This is a genomic window from Brachybacterium sp. JB7 (assembly GCF_003335205.1).
In the GTDB taxonomy this organism is placed as follows: Bacteria; Actinomycetota; Actinomycetes; order Actinomycetales; family Dermabacteraceae; genus Brachybacterium; species Brachybacterium alimentarium.
In genome coordinates this window covers 193,384-212,271 of sequence record NZ_QPGN01000003.1, presented here as the reverse complement: position 1 = coordinate 212,271, position 18,888 = coordinate 193,384, and the positions used below count along the sequence as shown (strand labels likewise).

Genomic DNA, 18,888 nt, shown 5'->3' with positions numbered 1-18,888 from the left:
TCAGCCCGCGGAGCCCTTCGCGCGCGACTGCAGCGCGACCGAGGTGAACACGGCGCCCTGTCCGTCGCGAGCGCGATAGACGTACTCCTTGTCGGTGACCACCCGGCCGGAGCCGCCAGCTTCGATGACCCGGACGTCCGTGCCGATCACGACCTCGAGGGCGCCCTCGATGACATGGATCATCATGCCCGGGCTCGGCACTCCCGAGCCCCCGCGGCGCTCGTCGGCCCCCACGAGCCTCCACTTCCAGGTCTCCACGGAGAGCTGCTCGGTATCGATCGCGTCCAGCAGCACGGACCAGCTGCCGTTCTCGGTGCTCCACACCTCGATCCCGTCCGGGGCGGCGCCCTCACCGGCGCCCATGAGAGCGGCGAAGGTGGTGCCGAGCCCGGCGGCGACGCGATCCAGGGTCGAGACCGAGGGGTTGGCCTGACCGAGCTCGATCTGGGTGAGCATGCGGCGGCTGACGTCACTGCGCTCGGCCAGGGCGGCGACGCTGAGGTCCAGCTCCTGGCGCGCGGCGCGGATGCGGTCGCCGAGCTGAGCGACGACGGCAGGGCGCATTCCTCCGGTCATGACGCAGAGCCTATCCGGGGTGATGGGAACTATATTGCGCATGCGATGCGATGAGCACTATGTTGCTCAGAGCGGGCCCGCCCGATGCGGCGAGCCCGTCGCGTCTGCCTGTGCGCGCGCCCGCCCGGGCGCCGCCCCGTCCCTGTCGAAGGAGGTCCGTCCCATGCGTCGTCCCACCCCGGATACGCCCCTGCTGCGCTGGTTCGCCTCCTCGGGCCTCTTCGTGATGCCGCAGGCCGCGGCGCCGATCGCCTTCGCACTCGTCGCGCTGCCGCTGACCGGCGATGCCGCCAGCGGCGCCGCCATGATGCTCGCGATGACGCTCGCCCAGGTCGTGGGCGCTGTGCCGATCACCCGGTTCGGCCGACGCTTCTCCCCCGTGCCCTTCGTGCGCGTGCTCATCGGCCTGCGCACCCTCGCCCTGGTGGCGATCGCGGTGCTCGCCGGGATCGGAGCACCTTTCGCGCTCGTGGTGAGCGGTGCGGCGCTGGCCGGGCTCGTCAACGGCGCCGCCTTCGGAACCCTGCGTGCCGTGCTGAACCACCTGGTGCCCGCCTCGCGGCTGCCACGCGCGCTCGGGATCGCCGCGACCCTCAACGAGGTCACCTTCGTGGCGTCCCCGGTGCTCGCGGCAGCGCTCGGCGGGATCTCCCCGCAGGCAGCGGTCTGGTCGATGGTGGTGCTCGGGATGGGCCCGATGTTCCTGCTGCCCCGCGTCGCGAGCGCCACTGCGCCCGGCCCGGAGAGGCGGCGCAGCCGCATGCGCCTCACCCCGAGCATCGCCCTGTGGCTGACGTGCGCCGCGGCGAGCGCGGCCGCGATCTCCGCGATCGAGATCGGCGCCGTCTCGATGGCGGTGTCCTTCGGCCTGCCCGCCACATGGGGCGTGCTCTTCCCCGTCGCGCTGTGCGTGACCTCGATCTGCGGCGGGGTCTGGGTGAGCGTGCGCAACCGCGTGCCGCGTCGGCGCACCGTCCTGGCCTGGCTCGCGATCACCGCGCTCGGCGTGGCGTCGGTCGGGTTCGGCAACTCGGTGGCCGCCACCGTGGTGGGAGCGCTGCTCGTGGGCGCCGTGCTCGCACCGCTGGCCACCTACTATTCGCTGATCCTGGATCGCCTGGTGGATCCCGAGCACCGCGCCGAGGTGTTCGCGCTGCTGCGCACCGCGAGCGCGCTGGGCATCATCACCTCGAGCGCGCTCATCTCGCTGGTCTCGCTGCCGGCGACCTTCGCGGTGGTCATCACCATGATGACCGTGGTGCTGCTGCTGGCCGGCAGCGTGTTCACGACCGCCTGGGTGCAGGCCCGACGCCGCCGGCTCGCCCGCGAGGCCGACGCGCTGCGCGACCTCGAGCCCGACGCGAGCGTTCCGGGCGGACAGGACAGTCGGGCCGTTCACGGCGCGACGCCCGTCGGGCATCCCGACAGCACCGATCCCGAGCGGACCGCCGAGGAGCACGCGGGCATCCCCGGCTGATCCGGCGGGCGCTCCGGCCCAGGCAGGTCAAGCCCCGTCAGCACCTGCCCGAGCCGGTCGGCGCACGAACCGAGCCGGTCAGCGCGAGGCCTGAGCCGGTCAGCGCAGGCCGTGACCGAGCGGGTACGCCTCCCCCGTGCCGTCGGCCGTGGGGATCGCGACCGGGAGCCTCCCGCGCAGGCTGACGGTCCCGGCGAGGATCCCGGCCACGGCGCGGAGCGACGCATCAGAGTCGCCGTAGGCGGCGAGGGAGGCGTCGACCGGCCCGACGTGCACCACGTCGTAGGGGTTGCGCAGCGAGACGTGCACGACGGGCGCCTCCCCCGCGGCCAGCTCCGTCACCAGGGCCACCTGCTCGTCCGGCGTGGTGAACGCGGAGGACGAGGTGAACACCAGCACTGCGTCGGCCTCGGAAGCCGCCGTCGCCGCCTGGTCGATCTCCGTGGCGTCCATCGTCGGGGTCGCGACGACGGTGGCCGCGAAGCCCTGATCCTCGAGGGCATCGGCGGCGACCCGAAGTTTCGCGTCGCTGCCCGCCCCGGTGACCAGCACCGCCGCTCCAGCCTCGAGCGGCAGGGTGCCGTCGTCGTCGGCGAGGAGGGTGAGGGAGTCCTCCGCGATGGACCGGGCGGAGCTCATCGCGCGTCGTGCGCCGACCGTGCCGGTCGCGGCGGCGGCATCGACCTCGACCCCCTCGAACAGTCCGCGACGAAGTTTCTGGGCGAGGATGCGGCGCACCGACGCGTCCAGACGTTCTTCGGTGATCTCGCCGCCGGCCACCGCGTCGCGCACGCCGCCGATCGCGGCGGCGAGGTCCGGCGGCATGAGCATCTGGTCCGCGCCGGCGAGGATCGCCTCGACCGGCACCCGGTCGTCGGAGAACAGCGTGCGCACGCCCTCCATGGCGAGGGAGTCGGTGACGATGACGCCGTCGTAGCCGAGCTCCTCACGCAGCAGCCCGGTGAGGATCGGGTGCGAGAGGGTCGCGGGCACTCCGGAGTCGTCGAGCGCCGGGACCATGATGTGCGCGGTCATGATCGAGTCGATCCCCGCCTCGATCGCGGCGAGGAAGGGCGGCAGGTCCAGCTCGTCGAGCTGCTCGCGGGTGTGATCGATGACCGGCAGCCCCACATGGGAATCGGTCGCGGTGTCGCCATGGCCGGGGAAGTGCTTCGCGGCGGCCGAGCAGTTCGCGCCCTGCAGGCCCAGGATCTGGGCGGTGCCGAGGCGGGCGACCGCGGCCGGATCCGCGCCCAGGGAGCGCACTCCGATGACAGGATTCTGCGCTTCGACGTTGACGTCGACCACGGGGGCGAAGGCCTGGTGGAGGCCGGCGGCGCGCATCTCGGCGCCCACGATCTCCCCGGCCCGTCGGGCATGGGCCCGGGACCCCGTCGCGCCGAGGGCCATCGCTCCGGGCAGCGGCGTGGCAGGAGCGGGCAGGCGGTAGACGACGCCCCGCTCCTCGTCGGCGCTGATGAGCAGCGGGATCCCACCGGCGTCGAGCGCGGCGGTCTGCGCATCGTTCGAGAGCGTCGCGACCTGCTCGATGTCCTCGAGGTTCTCGCTCCAGGTGAAGTAGATGAGGCCGCCCACGTGGTGGGTGCGCACGATCTCGGCGATCGTGTCCACGCCGGTGGTGCTCGTGTTGGATTCGTGGGGCTCGTCCGCCGTGGCGCCGTATCCGACGGCCACGAACATCTGACCGATCTTCTGCTCGATGCTCAGGGCGGCGAGCAGCTCGTCGATCCGCTCCTCCTGCCGCGCGCCGTCGGCTCGGGCGGCAGCGGGCACCGCGAAGGCTCCCCCGGCGAGCGCGGCCGCGCCGAACGCACGACGGGTGAGAAGGGTGCGATCCGCGGAGCCGGAGGGCGGGGCGGCGGAGGCCGAAGCGGGGGTCTGCGGGGGGCGAGGGTGAGGGATGCGGGGTGTCATGGGCTGCTCCTCAGTAGCGACGGTAGCGCTCGGTGGTCAGCTGGAAGCGGCGTGCATCGCGCCTCCACGCGGTGACGATGGATTCGGCGCTCTTGCCGGCCTCGAGCATCGTGCGGGTGCGCTTGGTGCCCGAGAGCTTGTCGATCCAGCACACGTCGTCCTCGGTGCGGCAGTCCTCCTCCTCGCGCCAGTCGACCTCGTCGACGTTCGCGAACAGCGCGGCGAGCACGTGGATGCCGGTGCGCACCGGCTCGTAGGCCGCGGCGTCGGTGACGTGCAGCTGCAGGCCGCCGCAGAACTCCCCGGCGTGCTTGGAGGTGGTGGGGGTGGCGAACATCGGTCGGTACAGCACGCCGGGCAGCTTCGCGGCCTGCAGATCGGCGATGATCGCGTCGACCTGGGCCTCTGTGATGAAGGGGGCACCGAACCAGAGGAACGGGGTGGTGGTGCCGCGCCCCTCGGAGACGTTGATCGACTCGATCAGTCCGGTGCCGGCGTAGACCACGGCGGTGTCCGGGGTGGGGATGTTCGGGGAGGGCAGCACCCAGGGCAGCTCCTGGATGGGCGGGGCCGACGGGTCGTACCCGGTCATCTCGAGGACCTCGAGGTCCACGGCCTTGTCGAGGAACTCGCCGTTGAACAGCGAGGCGAGCTCGCCGACGGTGAGGCCGTGGGTCTGGGGGATCTCCCGCAGACCCACGAAGGAGGACAGCTCGGGCTCGAGCAGGAAGCCCTCGATGTCGGTGCCCAGCGGGTTCGGGCGGTCCAGCACGATGAAGCGCTTGTCGTTCTCCCCCGCCGCCTCCATCGCGTAGTAGAGGGTCCAGATGTACGTGTAATAGCGGACGCCGACGTCCTGGATGTCGAAGATCAGCACGTCGACGTCCTCGAGCATCTCCGGCGTGGGCTTCTGGGTGTCGCCGTACAGCGAGCGCACCGGCAGGCCCGTCTTCTCGTCGACGTAGTCGCCGACGGATCCGCCCGCGGGCTCGGCCCCGCGGACCCCGTGCTCGGGGCCGAACAGCGCGGTCAGCGTGAATCCGCCCTCCTCCTGCGCGGCGACCAGGATGTCGATCGTGGAGCGCAGCTCGCGATCGGCGCCGGTGGGGTTGGTGATGAGGCCGACGTTCGCATCGCGCAGGGTCTCCAGCGCCTCGGGCTCCTGGAGGCGTTCGACGCCGAGGGAGAAGTCCCCCTCGGCGGCGCGCCCGCCCCGTCCGGAGGGAGCGGCCTGGGCCGCACCGGCCGTGGCGAGCACCGCCCCGGCGGGCAGGGCGCCCAGGGAGGCGAGCACACGGCGGCGCCCCGGCTTCTTCCCGTCCTTGCCTGTGCGGTCCTGTCGGCTCTGGTCGCTCTGCTGCGGGGCTCGGTGCGTCACGGCGCGTTCCTCCGTCATCGTCGTCGGGTCTGGTCGCGCGCGGCGCCGAAGGCACCGCACCACGTCGTGCGGTGCACGCGGAAACGTTTTTCGGCGCTCTGCGCGCCCCGTCGACGCTAACAACGAAGCGTGCCGGTGACAACCGTCACACGCGGTTCAGGCGTCGTCGTCCCCCACCACGCCCTTGCGCAGCATGACGCAGCCGTACTTGCGCGTCTCCAGGGTGCGCAGCACCGCGAAGACCTCTCGGCCACGGTCGTAGAAGTCGAAGCGGTCGATCCATGCGATGCGGTCGGCTCGTGCGGCTGCGGCCTCCTGGATCTCGGCCTGCACCTCCTCGCCGGTGCCGGGCTCGGGCGTCATGAGGGTGACGGACGGGCCTGCGTACATGTCCACGGGCAGCACGGTGCGCACGGCGCGCACTGCCTCCGGTGAGGGGACGGCCAGATCGATCACGGGCACACCCATCGCATGAGAGGGGTAGTGGGCGTCGGTGACCAGCAGGGTGTCGTTGTGCCCCATGTGGTCGAGGAGCCGCAGCAGGTCGCCGGAGAGCAGGGGGTCGATGCCGGTGAGCATGGGTGGTGGGCCTTTCGGTGGAGTGGTGGGATCGCGGGAGAGCGGAAAGCGGAAAGCGGAGGGCGGGAGCAGGACCGCGAGCCGGTCGGAGCGGCCGGCCCGGCCAGTTCTGTCAGGCCGGCCGGGCCGGTCGGGGCCTCTCAGTCGTAGACCATCGCCTGGATCTCGTCGTCGTCGATGTTGTCGGCGTCGTACCAGTACGAGCCGGTGTCGGTGAACTCCTCGAGGTCCTCCCCCTTGACCGCGGAGATCGCGGCCTCGACCGTGAGGCGGCCGATGGACTGCGGATCCTGGGTGACGGCGCCGAGCATGACGCCGTCGCGGATCGCCTCCTGCTGCGCGGAGCCCGAGTCGAAGCCGACCACCTTGATCTCCTCGCCGCTCAGGCCGAGCTCCTTGACCGCGTTGACGACGCCGATCGCCGAGCCCTCGTTGGTGCCGTACATGCCCACCAGGTCGTTCGCGCCGATCATGGCCTTGGCGACGTCAGCGGACTTCAGATGGTCGCCGTCGCCGTACTGGATGTCGACGATCGCGATGTCGGGATTGTTCTCCTCGATGTACTCCACGAAGCCGTCGCGCCGGTCCACGCTGGTGGCGTTGATCTGGCTGTGCGCGACGATCGCGATCTCGCCCTTGCCGCCGATGGCCTCGGCGAGGTGCTCAGCGGCGATCGCCCCGGCGGCCTTGTTGTCCGTGGCTGCGAGGTTCTGGGAGTAGTCGCTGTCGCAGCCGGCGTCGAACTCGACGATCGGGATGTCCGCGCCCTCGGCTCTGTCGTAGAGAGGCACGCAGGCCTCGGGGTCCAGGGCCGCGAAGCAGATCGCATCGGGGGCGCGGTCGATGGCCGCCTGGAACATCTGCAGCTGGCTGTCGATCTCGGTCTCGGCGGCGGGGCCGTCGAAGCTGATGGTCACGCCGTGCTCCTCGGCGGCCTCCTCCGCGCCCTTCTTCACGGCCTGCCAGAACTGGTGCTGGAAGCCCTTGGAGATGAGGGCGATGTCGAGTGCGTCCTCACCGCCCTCACCGCCTCCGCGGTTGCAGGCGGACAGGGCGACGAGCAGGGGTGCGGCGGCGAGCGCCGTGATACCGGACCTTCGGGTGAACTCCATCGTGACTCCGATCCTCGGTGCCGGATCCGGCACCTCGTGGGTGGGGCGGGCTCCTCGCGTCGGTGCGGGAGGCCGGGTGCTGCGGGCTGGGGTGGGGCTGCGGGCGGTGGAACTGGTGGGGGTGACGGAGGTCGTGGCGGTGGTGCTCGTCGGACGCTCCTTCGGCCGGGGCCTCAGGCGGACCTCTTGTTGCGCAGGGTGTCGAAGAAGACCGCGAGGGCGATGACGATGCCGACCACGACGTTCTGCCACTCGGTCTGGATCGAGAGGATGCGCAGCCCGTTGATGAGGACGCTCATGATGAGCGCGCCGATCAGGGTGCCGGTGATCGAACCGCGGCCGCCCATCAGGGAGGTGCCGCCGATGATCACGGCGGCGATGGCCTGCAGCTCGTACCCCACGCCCAGCTGTGGCTGTGCGGAGCCCAGGCGGGAGGCCATCACCACGCCGGCGACACCCGTGAACAGGCCCGCGACGATGTAGATGATCAGCTTCCAGCGACGGGTGTCGATGCCGGACAGGCGCGCCGCCTCCTCGTTGGAGCCGATGGCCACGGTGATCCGGCCGAAGATCGTCTTGGACAGCAGGAACCAGGCGAGCGCGGCCACCAGGAACATGATCAGCACGGCGTTGGGGAGCCCCGGTATCAGCGTGCCGAGCGCGATGCTCTGGAAGGAGGGCACGTCGTTGAAGTAGATCGGGGAGACGCCGGAGATCACGAGGGCGAGGCCCTGGGCGATCATCATCATCGCGAGGGTGGCGATGAACGGAGGCAGCCCCAGTATCGCGACGTTGAGCCCGTTGAGCAGGCCGATCACTCCGCCTGTGAGGATTCCGAGCAGCACCGCGAGCGGCATCGGCAGCCCGAGGTCCACGGCGAAGATGCCTGTCATCACCGAGCACAGGGTCATGCCGGTCCCGATGGACAGGTCGATCCCGGCGGTGGTGATCACAAAGGTGGTGCCCAGCGCCAGGATGCCGATCACCGCGGTGGCCAGCAGCACACCGGAGATGTTCGACCAGGTCAGGAAGCGCGGGCTCGCCGCCCAGAAGAACAGGAGGAGGGCGATCAGGGTGCCGAAGGCGAGACCTTGCTGGAGCCAGGCCCTCCAGGCGGGAGTGGAGGGCGCGGCGGTCGTGCCGCCCGCTCTCGCCTCCGTGGCGACGGCTGCGCCGTTCTCGCTGCTGCTCATGCTGCGGCTCCTTCTGCGGCATCGAACCTCGTGGCGAGGTCCATGATCGAGTTCTGGGTGGCGTCCTCGCTGGCGAGGGTCCCGGTGATCCGGCCGTTGGCCATCACGACGATGCGATGGGACAGGCGGAGCACTTCGGGCAGCTCGCTGGAGATGACGATGATCGAGGTGCCGGTGGCGGCGAGCTTCTGGAGGAGCGTGTAGATCTCCTCCTTCGCGCCGACGTCGATGCCTCGGGTGGGCTCGTCGAAGATGAGGATGTCGCAGTCGCGCACCAGCCACTTGGCGATGACGACCTTCTGCTGGTTGCCTCCGGACAGGAGCTTCACGGGCTGCTCGACGTTCGGGGTCCGGGTGCGCAGGTCTTCCACGTGCTGCTGCGCGACGCGTCGGGCCCGACGGTCGTTCATGATCCCGAGCAGGCCCGAGAAGCGGCCGAGGGAGGCGGCGATGGTGTTGGTGGTGACGGACTGCTCGAGCAGCAGGCCGAGGCTCTTGCGGTCCTCGGAGAGGTATCCGATCCCGTGACGCACCGCGTCTGCGGGCTGACGGATCCGGGCCACGCGACCGTTGATCTCGACTCGCCCGCTGGTGGACGGGTCGGCGCCGATGATGGCCCGCGCGGTCTCGGTGCGCCCGGCGCCCATCAGGCCGGCGAAGCCGAGGATCTCCCCGCGGTGCAGCTCGAAGCCGACGTCCTTGAGCAGGGTCCTCGTGCTCAGTCCGTCGACCTTCAGCACCACGTCGCGACCGGCCGTGTCGAACGGCTCGGGCTTCGACCCGGTGTCGATCGTGCGGCCCACCATCATCTCGATGATCGTGGGCACATCGATCTCGTCGCGGTCCAGGGAGCCGATGTACTGGCCGTCCCGCAGCACGGTCACCCGGTCGGCGAGGCGCTTGAGCTCCTCCATCCGATGGGAGATGTAGATGATCCCGGTGCCGGAGGCGCGCAGGGACTCGATCAGCCCGAACAGGGTCTCCACCTCGGTGTCGGTCAGGGCGCTGGTGGGCTCGTCCATGATCAGCACTCGCGCGTCCACGGACAGCGCCTTGGCGATCTCGACCATCTGCTGGGCGGCGACCGTGAGGGTGGAGACCTTGGTGCGCGGATCCAGCTGGATGCCCAGATCGCCGAGCAGCGCGGCGGCCTGCCGGTTCAGGGCCTTCTCGTCGAGCATCAGGCCTCTGCGGGGCTCACGGCCGAGATAGATGTTCTGCGCGACCGTGAGGTCGGGCATCAGGTTCATCTCCTGGTGGATGATGCTGATCCCCAGCTCCTGGGCGTCGGCCGGCCCGGTGATGTCGACCTCGCGGCCGTCGACCGCGATCGTGCCTTCGTCCCGCGCATAGATGCCGGAGAGGATCTTCATGAGCGTGGACTTGCCGGCGCCGTTCTCGCCGACCAGCACGAGCACCTCCCCGGCGTCGAGCTGGAACTCGACGCCCTGGAGGGCTTTGACGCCCGGGAAGCTCTTGCTGATCCCGCGCACTTCGAGGAGAGGTGGTTCCACTGTCATCCCGCTTCATCGGAGGGGGCCGCTCACGCGTCTCCCTGCAGGAAGACACTGCAGGAAGACATCGGATCGTTGAGGTCCGGAAATGCCGGCCGGTGTGACGTGCACCCTAACGTAGCAAGGGATCGTTTACTCGCCAATACATCGAGGTCGCGGATCTGTGTTCATGCACTCAGATCCCTGAGGAGCCCCAGGTAGGCATCGGCGAGGGCGACACGGGCGCGCTTCGATCCGGCTCCTCCTCGGGAAGGGCCCTCCCTGGCCACGCGATGATCATCGAGGGATGTTTCCCAGAACCCTACGCGGACACATCGGAGGTGTTGCGGCATCCTTGCAGGTCGCGTCCAGTGCCGGACGACGTGAGGAGCCAGCACACTTCTCGTCAGCACGCTCCTCGTCAGCACCGTCCTCGCCGTACGGGGACGGCGGGTCAGCCGTCCCGGCCCGCGGCGGCATACGGTGGTCCGTATGACTGCCCCGCGCGATCGTCGCGACCCCACGCACGCCCCCGCCTCTGATGCCGCACCCGACGCCGCGCCCGCCGCCGTGGCGTCCTGCTGCGCCGCCGGGCGCGAATCGATGCATGGTGCCGAGCCTCCTTCGTCGGGCGGGGGCCTTGCCACTCGGCCGACGGCGTCGGCTCCCTCGACCTCTCATGCGTGGGCGGCTCCGACGGACGCCGTGCGCGCCCGCGCCGAGCGCGCGGTGACGATCGCTGCGGGCTCCTTCCGCATGGGCACCGAGGATCGGGACCGCAATCCTGGCGATGGCGAGTCCCCCGTGCGGTCCGTCGACCTGCCGGCATTCCGGATCGATCCGACCTGCGTGACCAACGCGGAGTTCGCCGCCTTCGTGGACGAGACCGGTTATGTCACCGAGGCCGAGGAGTTCGGCTGGTCCTTCGTGTTCGCCGCGCTGCTCGAGAAGGAGCTGCGCCGGGCGAGCCGCAAGCCTCCGGGGACGCCCTGGTGGCGCGCGGTCGAGGGCGCGCGCTGGGACCAGCCCGAGGGACCGGGATCGAACGTCGCCGAGCGCGCCGAACATCCCGTCGTGCACGTCTCGCTGCGGGACGCAGAGGCCTTCGCACAGTGGTGCGGGATGCGTCTGCCCCGGGAGGCGGAATGGGAGAAAGCGGCCCGTGGGGGCCTGGACCAGGCCCGCTACGCCTGGGGCGATGAGCTCACTCCCGGCGGTGAGCACCGCTGCAACATCTGGCAGGGTGCCTTCCCCGTGCGCAACACGCTCGAGGACGGATATCTCGCGACAGCGCCGGTGCGCTCGTTCCCTCCCAACGATTTCGGCCTGTACGAGGTGGCGGGGAACGTCTGGGAATGGTGCAGCGACCCCTGGACCACCGGACAGGCCTCCTCGATGACCGGCGACGTGCGCGTGATGCGGGGCGGCTCGTACCTGTGCCACGACTCGTACTGCAACCGCTATCGCGTCGCTGCGCGCAGTGCGACCGCGGCGGAGGATGCGAGTGGCAACAAGGGCTTCCGGCTCGCGGTCGACGTCTGACCTGGCGGCGCCTCGGCCGACGCAGCCGACGCAGTCGGCTCAGCCAGCGCAGCCAGCTCGGCCGACGCGACCAGCGCAGCCGGCTCGGCCGACGCGACCAGCAGCCGTCTCAGGCGCCCGCGGTGCTCCACTTCTGCTTGAGCTCCTCGACGTGCTCGGCCATGGCCGCACCCATGTCGATCTCCGGGTCCAGCAGCCACTGCACCTGCAGGCCGTCCATCAGAGCGACCGTCGTGCGAGCGATGCGCTCAGCAGGGGCGTCGGCCCGCACGTGGCCCTCGCGCTGTGCCGCTCGTATGCCGTCGACGAGCATCCCGACGACGACGGAGTAGTGGCCCAGCATCCATTCGTGCGCAGGATGCTCGGCCGTCGCGGCCTCGCCGATCATCGTGGTGTAGAGATGCACGAGCTGGCGCCTGCCCTGGTTCAGCTGCGCCACATGAGTCAGGTGCTCGAAATCGGCCCAGGGACCGTCGCCGAACGCCGCTCGCGGGTCGGAGTCCGCGGCGTCGCGGTGATCGAGCACCGCTCCGAGCAACGCCTTCTTCGAGGAGAAGTGATGGGCGAGACCGGAGGGCGAGATGCCGGCGGCCGCCGCGACCTGCGCCATCGAGGTCGCGGCGAAGCCCTGCCGGGCGATGAGGTCGATCGCCGCGCGCAATGCCGCCTCGCGCACCACCGCCGAATCCTGGCCGCGCGGACGCCCGGGGCGCCGGCGCACGGATCGCCCGTCGTGAGCAGCAGTGCTCATCGCTCTCCTCGGCTCATCGTTCTTCTCGGCTCGCGGCGTCCACCAGTTCCGGGACGACGAGGAACGGCCAGGACGAGGTGTCCCGTCCCAGCCGTGCCTTGTCAGACGCCCACTATTTCACGCCGCGGATGAACATCGTGAGGACCGCCCCGAAGAGGGCCGAGATGGCCGCGGCAACCAGCAGCGCCGTGAAGTCGGTGCCGCCTCCGAGCTTGGCGAGAAGAAACCCGCCGACGCCCGGCGCGAGCGACTGGGGCAGGGCGTTGGCCATGTTGAACACGCCCAGATCCTTGCCGGCGTTCTCGCGGTCCGGGAGCACCTCGAACACGAGGGCGAGATCGACGGCGAGGTACATGCCATAGGCGATACCCATGATCGCTTCGCACACGTAGAAGCCGGTGACGGTGTCGACGTGCAGGAGGCCGTAGGTGCCGATGCCGAAGACGAGGATCGAGACGGCGACCATGACCTTGCGTCGGCCGAGCTTGTCGGAGAGCCACCCGGCCAGCAGACCCGCGACCATCGAGGCCACGGTGTAGACCGTGACCCCGACGGCGACCGCAGCCGCTGCGGCCCCGGCGGAGAGGCCGAGGTGGTTGGTCATGTAGAACAGGCGGAAGGTGATGAAGAGGTAGGACGCCAGGATGATGAGGAAGCGGCCCCACCAGGCCAGACCGAAGTCCGGGTGCTTCACCGGATTGGTCCAGAAGGTCGCGACGAGCTCTCGCAGGTTGAACGGATAGCGGTTCGCCTTGAGCACCGGCTCCGGGAGCATCAGGGCGTACACCGACACCAGGACCAGGCCCAGCACTGCCGGGACCATGAAGAGCAGCAGCATGTTGCTGGAGAAGGCGGCGCTCAGCCAGGTCGCGACCATGACCGCCGAGTTCTGCGCGATGCCGATCAGGCCGGAGGTCTTGCCGTACTGCTCGGCGGGCAGCTGATCCGCGACGGACGCGAGGAAGGCGGCGAAGGCGAGATTCGCGCAGGCCTGGGACAGGAACCACCCAATGGCCATCATGAGGGGGCCGGTGGCGAGGGCGATGAGCAGCAGTGAGAGCGTCAGGCCCATGATGCCGAGGACCATCCAGGGGCGGCGTCTGCCCAGACCGGAGGTGGTGCGGTCCGAGATGCGCCCGCCGATCGCATTGAAGATGACCGCCGCGAGCGCACCGGGCGCGATGACCATCGCCGTCATCGCCACCTGCTCGGCCGCGTCCGTGGTGAGGGTCTGCGCCTTCAGCTGGATCGAGACCGTCGCCGGCCCGAGCAGGGCCACGTAGATGCCGAACTGAGCGAGCACGATGCCGGCGATGAACCAGATGGGGCGCTTGGCCTCGGGCTTGATCCCCAGGTGCGGGATCGGCAGCTTCGGCCCGATGCGGTTCGGGCTGCCCTCAAGGTCGATGGTCGGGTCCGGAGCGAAGCCCGCCCGGGGTTCCTGGATCGTCACGAGGTGGACTCCTTCGTCAGGGTTCGCGAGCACGCAGTGGGGCCTCGCATCAGTGCGGGCCGCACGGAACGGCCACGGCGAACATTATTAGTTGCATCGCACTAATAAGTCGAGCCGTTCCCGACCACTGGTCGACATCCACAAGTGGACACGGCCGTACACGGGCCTTTTGGGGACATTCAGTGAGTGAGGTCACTCATGCAGATCGTCATGCCGATCAGTCGATACCCCTGGAGAGCGGCGACGGCTGACTTCCCTGGGAGTCATCGTGCTCAGCCCGGAGACGATCAGCGAAGAGCTGACGCCCGCTCGACGGGCCGCGCTGGGCGAGCTGCATCTGAGAAGGATCGACCTGGCGGACGAGGTCCGCGTGGTGAGCGAAGCCGGCTACATCGGGTCCGCGACGCGACGCGAGATCGAGTACGCCCGGAAGAAGAACAAGGTCATCAGCTCGGTGGAGCCGGATCTCGACGTGTGAAGCCGGTTGGGCCCTCATACAGCCCGACCCGGTTCGCCCCCTTAGCCCTCCACGATCCGGAATCGAGCCTCGCTGCCGACGACCAACTCTGCCCGCCCGCCGATCGGCAGGGTGGCCAACGGCATAGTGTGTCCCACGTCGGCGCCGGCCAGCACGGGCTTTCCGGCAAGTGCCGGTTGTCGCGCGATGATCTCCGCGAGAAGATCCCGCGTCACTCCGGATCGACGCTGGAACCGCCCGACGACGAGCCCCCGCACGCCGTCGGCATCCGGAAGCTGCAGCAGCGACGTGAGGTTGCGAGCGAACTCCGCGGCATCGCTCGCCGAGTCATCTTCCAGGACGAGCAGCGCGCCCTCGAGCGAAGGCATGTACGGGGTGCCTTGAAGCAGATTCAGTGTGCAGAGGTTCGTCCCGACCACGCGCCCCTCCGCTGACCCGGCCTGCAGCGTCCACCAGCCGCCGTCAGACTCGAGATGCCGGTCCTCCTGATCGAGGAACCAGAGATCGTCCGTCCACTCCTTCGAAGACTCGACCTCGAACGGCGCCCCCTCGAACAGCGCTCGATGAAACCCCGTCTGGGTCTGGGAGAAGTGGTCGCGCATGCCGAAGCTGGACCAGTGCGGGCCGCTGTAGGTCACGAGCCCCGCACGTTCCAGGACCGCACACTGCAAAGCAGTGATGTCAGAGTAGCCGCAGAGGATCTTGGGATTCGCGGCGAAGAGGTCGAAATCCAGGTGCGGGAGAAGCTCGTTGCTGTTGGTACCCCCGATGACCGTGAGAATTGCGCGCACCTCCGGGTCCGCGACAGCCTCGTGCAGATCAGTGACCCGCGAGGCGATCGACGAGGAGCCGAAGGCATCGCGCTCATCGACGTGGCGTCCGTAGCTCAACCGCAATTCCATCGAGGCGAAGCGCTTCTCGATGATCGACGTGTGGTCGTGCTCCGTCACCCAGGAGCGAGAAAGAGACGGAGCGATCACTCGCACCAAGTCCCCCGGTTGCAGGAGGGGAGGGAATGTCGGCATAGGAGAAATCTATCCGGACGGCTCCACACATCGCTCAGCGTGGCTCAGCGAGGTCCGAGGTGCCGGTCGAAGCGGCCCGATCATGAGGGAACTGTTGAGAGGCATCCACGAATAACAGCTCGTCCTGCGCATCCCGCCCAGAGCTCAGAGGTCGCGACCACGCGACCTCACGGGCCAGCTGACCGCTTTGTCGGAACAAGCGAACCTGATGCGAGTCAGCCAGGACCTCCGCGAGGTCGCCGCGGTCAGCAGACTCGAACCCCAGTCCTTGCCAGAAGGGCCCCGAGCGCCGACTGAACAACCACGCCCTCGTAGAGCCCTCTTCAGCGGCACGCTCGAGCGCGAACATCGCGAGAGCGCGCCCCCGCCCACGAGACCGCTGGGCCGGGCTGACGGCCACACTGCGGATCAACGCATGGTGGCCGTCCCTGCTGACTTCGTAGCCCGTACTCCCGACGATCTCACCGCTCCGGTCACGCTCGACCCATAGCCTCACGCTCGACTCATCCAAGCCGCTCAACGTCAGATCGACCTCGCGCAAGAACGCGGTCAGAGCGCCAGCATCAGCCGGCCGGTACTGCCGAAGATTCACGCACCCAGTCAAACATCCGAAATCGCTCAGGCGCGAGGATCGACACGGCGCACTCTTCCGGGGCGCGCATCGCCCGCGGGGCGTCAGGCGGCGCGGCGGCCGGTGGCGAGGTCGAGCAGGTGGTCGATCACGCCCTGACCGCTCGCGCGCAGGCCGTTGTGCTCGTACTCGCTGGTCACCCAGGGGTGCACACCGCTCAGCATCTCGGCCGTGGCCAGCGAGTACTGCCGCGGCACATAGGCGTCCTCGAAGTAGACGGCCGCTGCGCCGGGCACGTCGGCCGCCCGCAGCGCCTGCTCGTCGTAGAGCCGCGGCCACTCGTGCTCGGCGAGCAGATCCGCGGCCTCGGCCCAGGGCGCGAGCTCGGGGTCCTCCGCGAACAGGTCGCGGTGGATGTGCTCGCCGGCCAGCAGGGTCGGATCCTCGCGCACGGCGTCAGGCATCATGCGGTCCGCGGTCCAGCGGGTCGCGACCCCGTCGGCCCAGCAGCTCTCGTGGATCACGGCGTACAGCGGATTGCGGCCGCCGAAGGGCAGGGCCGCGGCGAGGTCGTGCAGGAACGCCGGGGAGGCGGGGTCGAGGTCCAGCAGGTAGTGCAGGCGCTCCTGCCCGCCGGAGGCGCCGAGCAGGTGGCCCAGGCGGCGCAGACGCTCGACGCCCACGCGCTGGCCGTCCGGGAGGCGCAGGGTGCCGGACGCGGCGGAGTCGGCGAGGCGACGGAAGCGCTCGCGATCCTCGGGGAAGCGGGCCCAGTAGCGCTCGCTGCGGGTGATCATGCCGTCCCAGGTGGTGGCGTAGACGGCGTCCATATCGGGTCCCACCGTCGGCAGACCCCCGGTGAACAGGGCCTTGTCGACGCTGCCGGCGTGAGCGCTGAGGTAGCGCAGGGCGGTGAAGCCGCCGAACGACTGCCCCAGCAGCGACCAGGCCTGCGCACCGAGATGCTCACGCAGCAGCTCGGCGTCATGGGCGATCGCGTCGGCCCGGAAGTGGGTGAGATAGGCGGCCTGCTGGGCGGCGGTCGCGTCGCGCAGGGTGGCGGCGCCGTCGATCGCGCCGTCCGGCAGCGGCGCGTCCAGGCCGACGGGGGCGGAGCGGCCGGTGCCGCGCTGGTCGAGCATGACCACCCGGTGGTCCCGCAGTGCGCGTGCGAGCCACGGCGGGGACGAAGCCTCCACGGGGCGCGGAGCCTCGGAGCCGGGGCCGCCCTGGAGGAAGACCAGGAAGGGGCGGTCCTGCCCGTCGGGTTCGGCCACGATGCGCGCGAACAGCTCGATCGTGGGCGAGTCGGGCCGGGCGTGGTCCAGCGGCACCGGCAGCGTGAGGTCCGTGAGGTGCAGGCCGGGAAGGGTCCAGGTGGAGGAGGTCATCATGCTCATTCCTCGTCGTCCTCGTCGTGGGTGGTGGCGCCGTGGAAGAACTGCCACTCGAAGGTGTGCAGCTCTCCCTGGCGTTCGCCGCGGTGGCGGGCGGCGTCGACCACCACGGCGGAGATGCGGGCGAACACGTCGTCCACGCCGTAGTAGCTGATCGGGTCGAAGTACTCGGACTCGGCAGGCACGTCACCGATCGAGATGATCTCGAGGCTCCCGGGAACATCGATCCCCAGGCGCTCGGCGGCGGACTGCAGGGCCACCGCCTGGTACCCGGTGAAGCAGATGACGGCCTCGGGGCGGTCCGGGCCGGAGAGCCAGTCCAGGCTCGAGCGGTAGGTGTCCCGGGCGCCGATGGGGGTGAGGCGCACGTGCTTCTCCGGGCTCGGGTCCCCGTGCTCGCGAGCAGCATCGAGGAAGGCGAGCGCACGCGGGTGGGAGAACGTGTGCGACGCGCCACCGCCCAGCTCCGGTGCCAGCAGGTGCACCGTCGCGTGCCGGGCCCGCAGCCGGGCGAAGGCGTGGGCGATCGCTTGGTACGGGGTCGAGGAGATCACGTCGAACCCGGCCGGTTCCATCTGCGCGGTGAAGGCGACGATGCCGGTCTGCGTGGTCGCGGCCAGGCGGCGCACCCGCTCCGGCCCCTCCTCGACGAAGTCGACGCTGGTGATGAAGGCGGCGTCGGCCGAGGCTCCGGAGAGGTACTCGACCCAGCGCTCGTCGGCCAGGACCAGGGTGGACAGGTCGTGCGGGAGGGCGTCCTCCCGCACCTGCGTGGCCAGCTGCACGCCCCATGGGTCGTCCAGCGTGCCCAGGGCCAGCACGATGCCCCCGCCGCGGCCGGTGCGCATCGCCTGGGCGTTGCGGTTGGGGACGTACCCGAGGGCCTCCGCGGCCGCGCGCACCTTGGCCTTCGTGGCCGGTGAACCGGCGGAGCGGCTGCCTCCCCGCCCGCTGAGCACGAACGAGGCGGTCGCGATCGAGACACCCGCCTCGCGGGCGACATCCGACAGGGTGATCGTCGCGCGGTGGGGGGCGGGAACGGTGACGTCGCTGCTCATGCCTGCTCGGCCTCCTGGTGGACGGGATCGAGGTCAGCGAGGTGGATCCGCACTCCGGACTCGCGCAGCGCCTCGAGCGCGGCGGGGTCCGCGGCGCTGTCGGTGACGAGGTCGTGGATCCCCGAGGCGGGGGTGATGCGCGCGAACGCGCTGGCACCGATCTTCTCCGCGTCGGCCACGACGACGACCCGGGTGGAGCGTTCCATGAGCCGGGCGCTGATCGAGGCCTCGGACTCGTCATGGGTGACGGCGCCGTCGCGGGCGCTGACGGCGTTGACCCCGAGGAAGAGGGTGTCGATGCGGATCTGGGCGAGCAGCTGCTCGCCCCAGGATCCGACCAGCTCGAAGCTGGACTCACGGACCACCCCGCCGGTGACGACGAGCTGCAGGTGCTTGCGCACCGCGAGCTCCTGGGCGATGTTGATCGCGTTGGTGACCAGCACGGTGGGGCGCTCGGCCTCGCGGAACGAGGCGCGGGCGGCGAGCTCCTGGGCGAGGGCCGTGGTGGTGGTGCCGCCGTTCAGACCGATCACGGAGCCGGGGTCGACCAGGCCCACCGCGCGGCGGGCGATCGCCTCCTTCGCGCCCGCATGGCGGGCGGCGCGATAGCGCATCGGCAGCGAGCTGGCGTCGGGATTGGCGGAGGCGCCCCCATGGGTGCGGATCACCAGCTGCTGGTCGGCGAGAGCGTCGAGGTCGCGACGGGCGGTGGCCGGGGAGATCCCGAGCGACGAGACCAGGTCGTCCACGCTCACGTGTCCGGCATCGATGACGAGATCGAGCACCAGGTCCTGGCGGTGACGGCGCCCTCGTGCGCCTCGGGGGCCGGGATCGCCCGGAGCAGACTCCGGCACAGACTTCACCTGGTCC

General features: G+C 70.2%; 17 protein-coding genes. 3 read left to right on the top strand and 14 right to left on the bottom strand.

The genetic code is table 11. The features are described 5' to 3' along the window. Window positions 1–576: a helix-turn-helix domain-containing protein gene (locus tag CIK81_RS05495; RefSeq protein ID WP_096165833.1), complete on the bottom strand. Its 576-nt coding sequence runs from the start codon at window positions 574–576 to the stop codon at window positions 1–3. Window positions 577–739: 163 nt separating this feature from the next. Here CIK81_RS05495 and CIK81_RS05490 point away from each other — a divergent pair, with 163 nt between their 5' ends. After that, entirely contained in the window at window positions 740–2,053 is a 1,314-nt protein-coding gene (locus CIK81_RS05490) for an MFS transporter (RefSeq protein ID WP_241963991.1), read from the top strand. A 99-nt stretch (window positions 2,054–2,152) separates the two neighbouring features. On the opposite strand, the gene CIK81_RS05485 is transcribed toward CIK81_RS05490, so the two are convergent. The 6 genes from CIK81_RS05485 to CIK81_RS05460 form a co-directional block, all read right to left on the bottom strand. Continuing rightward, on the bottom strand, window positions 2,153–3,988 hold the full coding sequence (locus CIK81_RS05485) for a glycoside hydrolase family 3 protein (RefSeq protein ID WP_096196506.1): 1,836 nt from the start codon (window positions 3,986–3,988) through the stop codon (window positions 2,153–2,155). A 10-nt stretch (window positions 3,989–3,998) separates the two neighbouring features. Next, window positions 3,999–5,366, bottom strand: a complete 1,368-nt coding sequence (locus tag CIK81_RS05480; RefSeq protein ID WP_241963989.1) for an exo-beta-N-acetylmuramidase NamZ domain-containing protein — start codon at window positions 5,364–5,366, stop codon at window positions 3,999–4,001. A 156-nt stretch (window positions 5,367–5,522) separates the two neighbouring features. Further along, entirely contained in the window at window positions 5,523–5,945 is a 423-nt protein-coding gene (locus CIK81_RS05475) for an RbsD/FucU domain-containing protein (protein WP_096165836.1), read from the bottom strand. A 140-nt stretch (window positions 5,946–6,085) separates the two neighbouring features. Beyond that, window positions 6,086–7,057 carry an ABC transporter substrate-binding protein gene (locus CIK81_RS05470; protein ID WP_096165837.1) on the bottom strand — a complete coding sequence of 324 codons (972 nt, stop codon included), beginning with the start codon at window positions 7,055–7,057 and terminating at the stop codon, window positions 6,086–6,088. A 173-nt stretch (window positions 7,058–7,230) separates the two neighbouring features. Further along, entirely contained in the window at window positions 7,231–8,250 is a 1,020-nt protein-coding gene (locus CIK81_RS05465; protein WP_096165838.1) for an ABC transporter permease, read from the bottom strand. Next, on the bottom strand, window positions 8,247–9,770 hold the full coding sequence (locus CIK81_RS05460; RefSeq protein WP_176485625.1) for a sugar ABC transporter ATP-binding protein: 1,524 nt from the start codon (window positions 9,768–9,770) through the stop codon (window positions 8,247–8,249). Before CIK81_RS05460 ends, CIK81_RS05465 begins: the two co-directional genes overlap by 4 nt. Window positions 9,771–10,235: 465 nt before the next feature. Between CIK81_RS05460 and CIK81_RS05455 the strand changes: the two genes are divergently transcribed. Then, the gene (locus CIK81_RS05455) at window positions 10,236–11,285 is read left to right on the top strand and encodes a formylglycine-generating enzyme family protein (protein WP_241963987.1); all 1,050 of its coding nucleotides are present in this window, start codon (window positions 10,236–10,238) and stop codon (window positions 11,283–11,285) included. Window positions 11,286–11,394: 109 nt separating this feature from the next. Here CIK81_RS05455 and CIK81_RS05450 read toward each other — a convergent pair whose 3' ends face one another. Continuing rightward, on the bottom strand, window positions 11,395–12,036 hold the full coding sequence (locus tag CIK81_RS05450) for a TetR/AcrR family transcriptional regulator (protein WP_096165839.1): 642 nt from the start codon (window positions 12,034–12,036) through the stop codon (window positions 11,395–11,397). A gap of 112 nt (window positions 12,037–12,148) precedes the next feature. After that, a complete protein-coding gene (locus CIK81_RS05445; RefSeq protein WP_158541932.1) occupies window positions 12,149–13,489 on the bottom strand; it encodes an MFS transporter in 1,341 nt (446 codons plus the stop codon). Window positions 13,490–13,757: 268 nt separating this feature from the next. Here CIK81_RS05445 and CIK81_RS05440 point away from each other — a divergent pair, with 268 nt between their 5' ends. After that, on the top strand, window positions 13,758–13,967 hold the full coding sequence (locus CIK81_RS05440) for a hypothetical protein (protein WP_241963986.1): 210 nt from the start codon (window positions 13,758–13,760) through the stop codon (window positions 13,965–13,967). Window positions 13,968–14,008: 41 nt separating this feature from the next. Here the strand turns inward: CIK81_RS05440 and CIK81_RS05435 are convergent, their stop codons facing one another. The 5 genes from CIK81_RS05435 to CIK81_RS05415 all read right to left on the bottom strand — a co-directional run bounded on the left by CIK81_RS05435 (window position 14,009) and on the right by CIK81_RS05415 (window position 18,881). After that, window positions 14,009–14,992, bottom strand: coding sequence for a S66 peptidase family protein (locus tag CIK81_RS05435; protein WP_114307083.1), 984 nt, complete (start codon window positions 14,990–14,992; stop codon window positions 14,009–14,011). Between the two features lie 34 nt (window positions 14,993–15,026). Next, complete coding sequence (locus tag CIK81_RS05430; RefSeq protein ID WP_199586304.1) at window positions 15,027–15,488, bottom strand: GNAT family N-acetyltransferase; 462 nt, start codon at window positions 15,486–15,488, stop codon at window positions 15,027–15,029. 179 nt (window positions 15,489–15,667) lie between these two features. Continuing rightward, window positions 15,668–16,957, bottom strand: coding sequence for an alpha/beta fold hydrolase (locus CIK81_RS05425; protein WP_158541946.1), 1,290 nt, complete (start codon window positions 16,955–16,957; stop codon window positions 15,668–15,670). 2 nt (window positions 16,958–16,959) lie between these two features. Beyond that, window positions 16,960–18,018, bottom strand: coding sequence for a LacI family DNA-binding transcriptional regulator (locus CIK81_RS05420; RefSeq protein ID WP_114305122.1), 1,059 nt, complete (start codon window positions 18,016–18,018; stop codon window positions 16,960–16,962). Beyond that, a complete protein-coding gene (locus CIK81_RS05415; protein WP_114305121.1) occupies window positions 18,015–18,881 on the bottom strand; it encodes a DeoR/GlpR family DNA-binding transcription regulator in 867 nt (288 codons plus the stop codon). Before CIK81_RS05415 ends, CIK81_RS05420 begins: the two co-directional genes overlap by 4 nt. Between the last annotated feature and the right edge of the window lie 7 nt (window positions 18,882–18,888).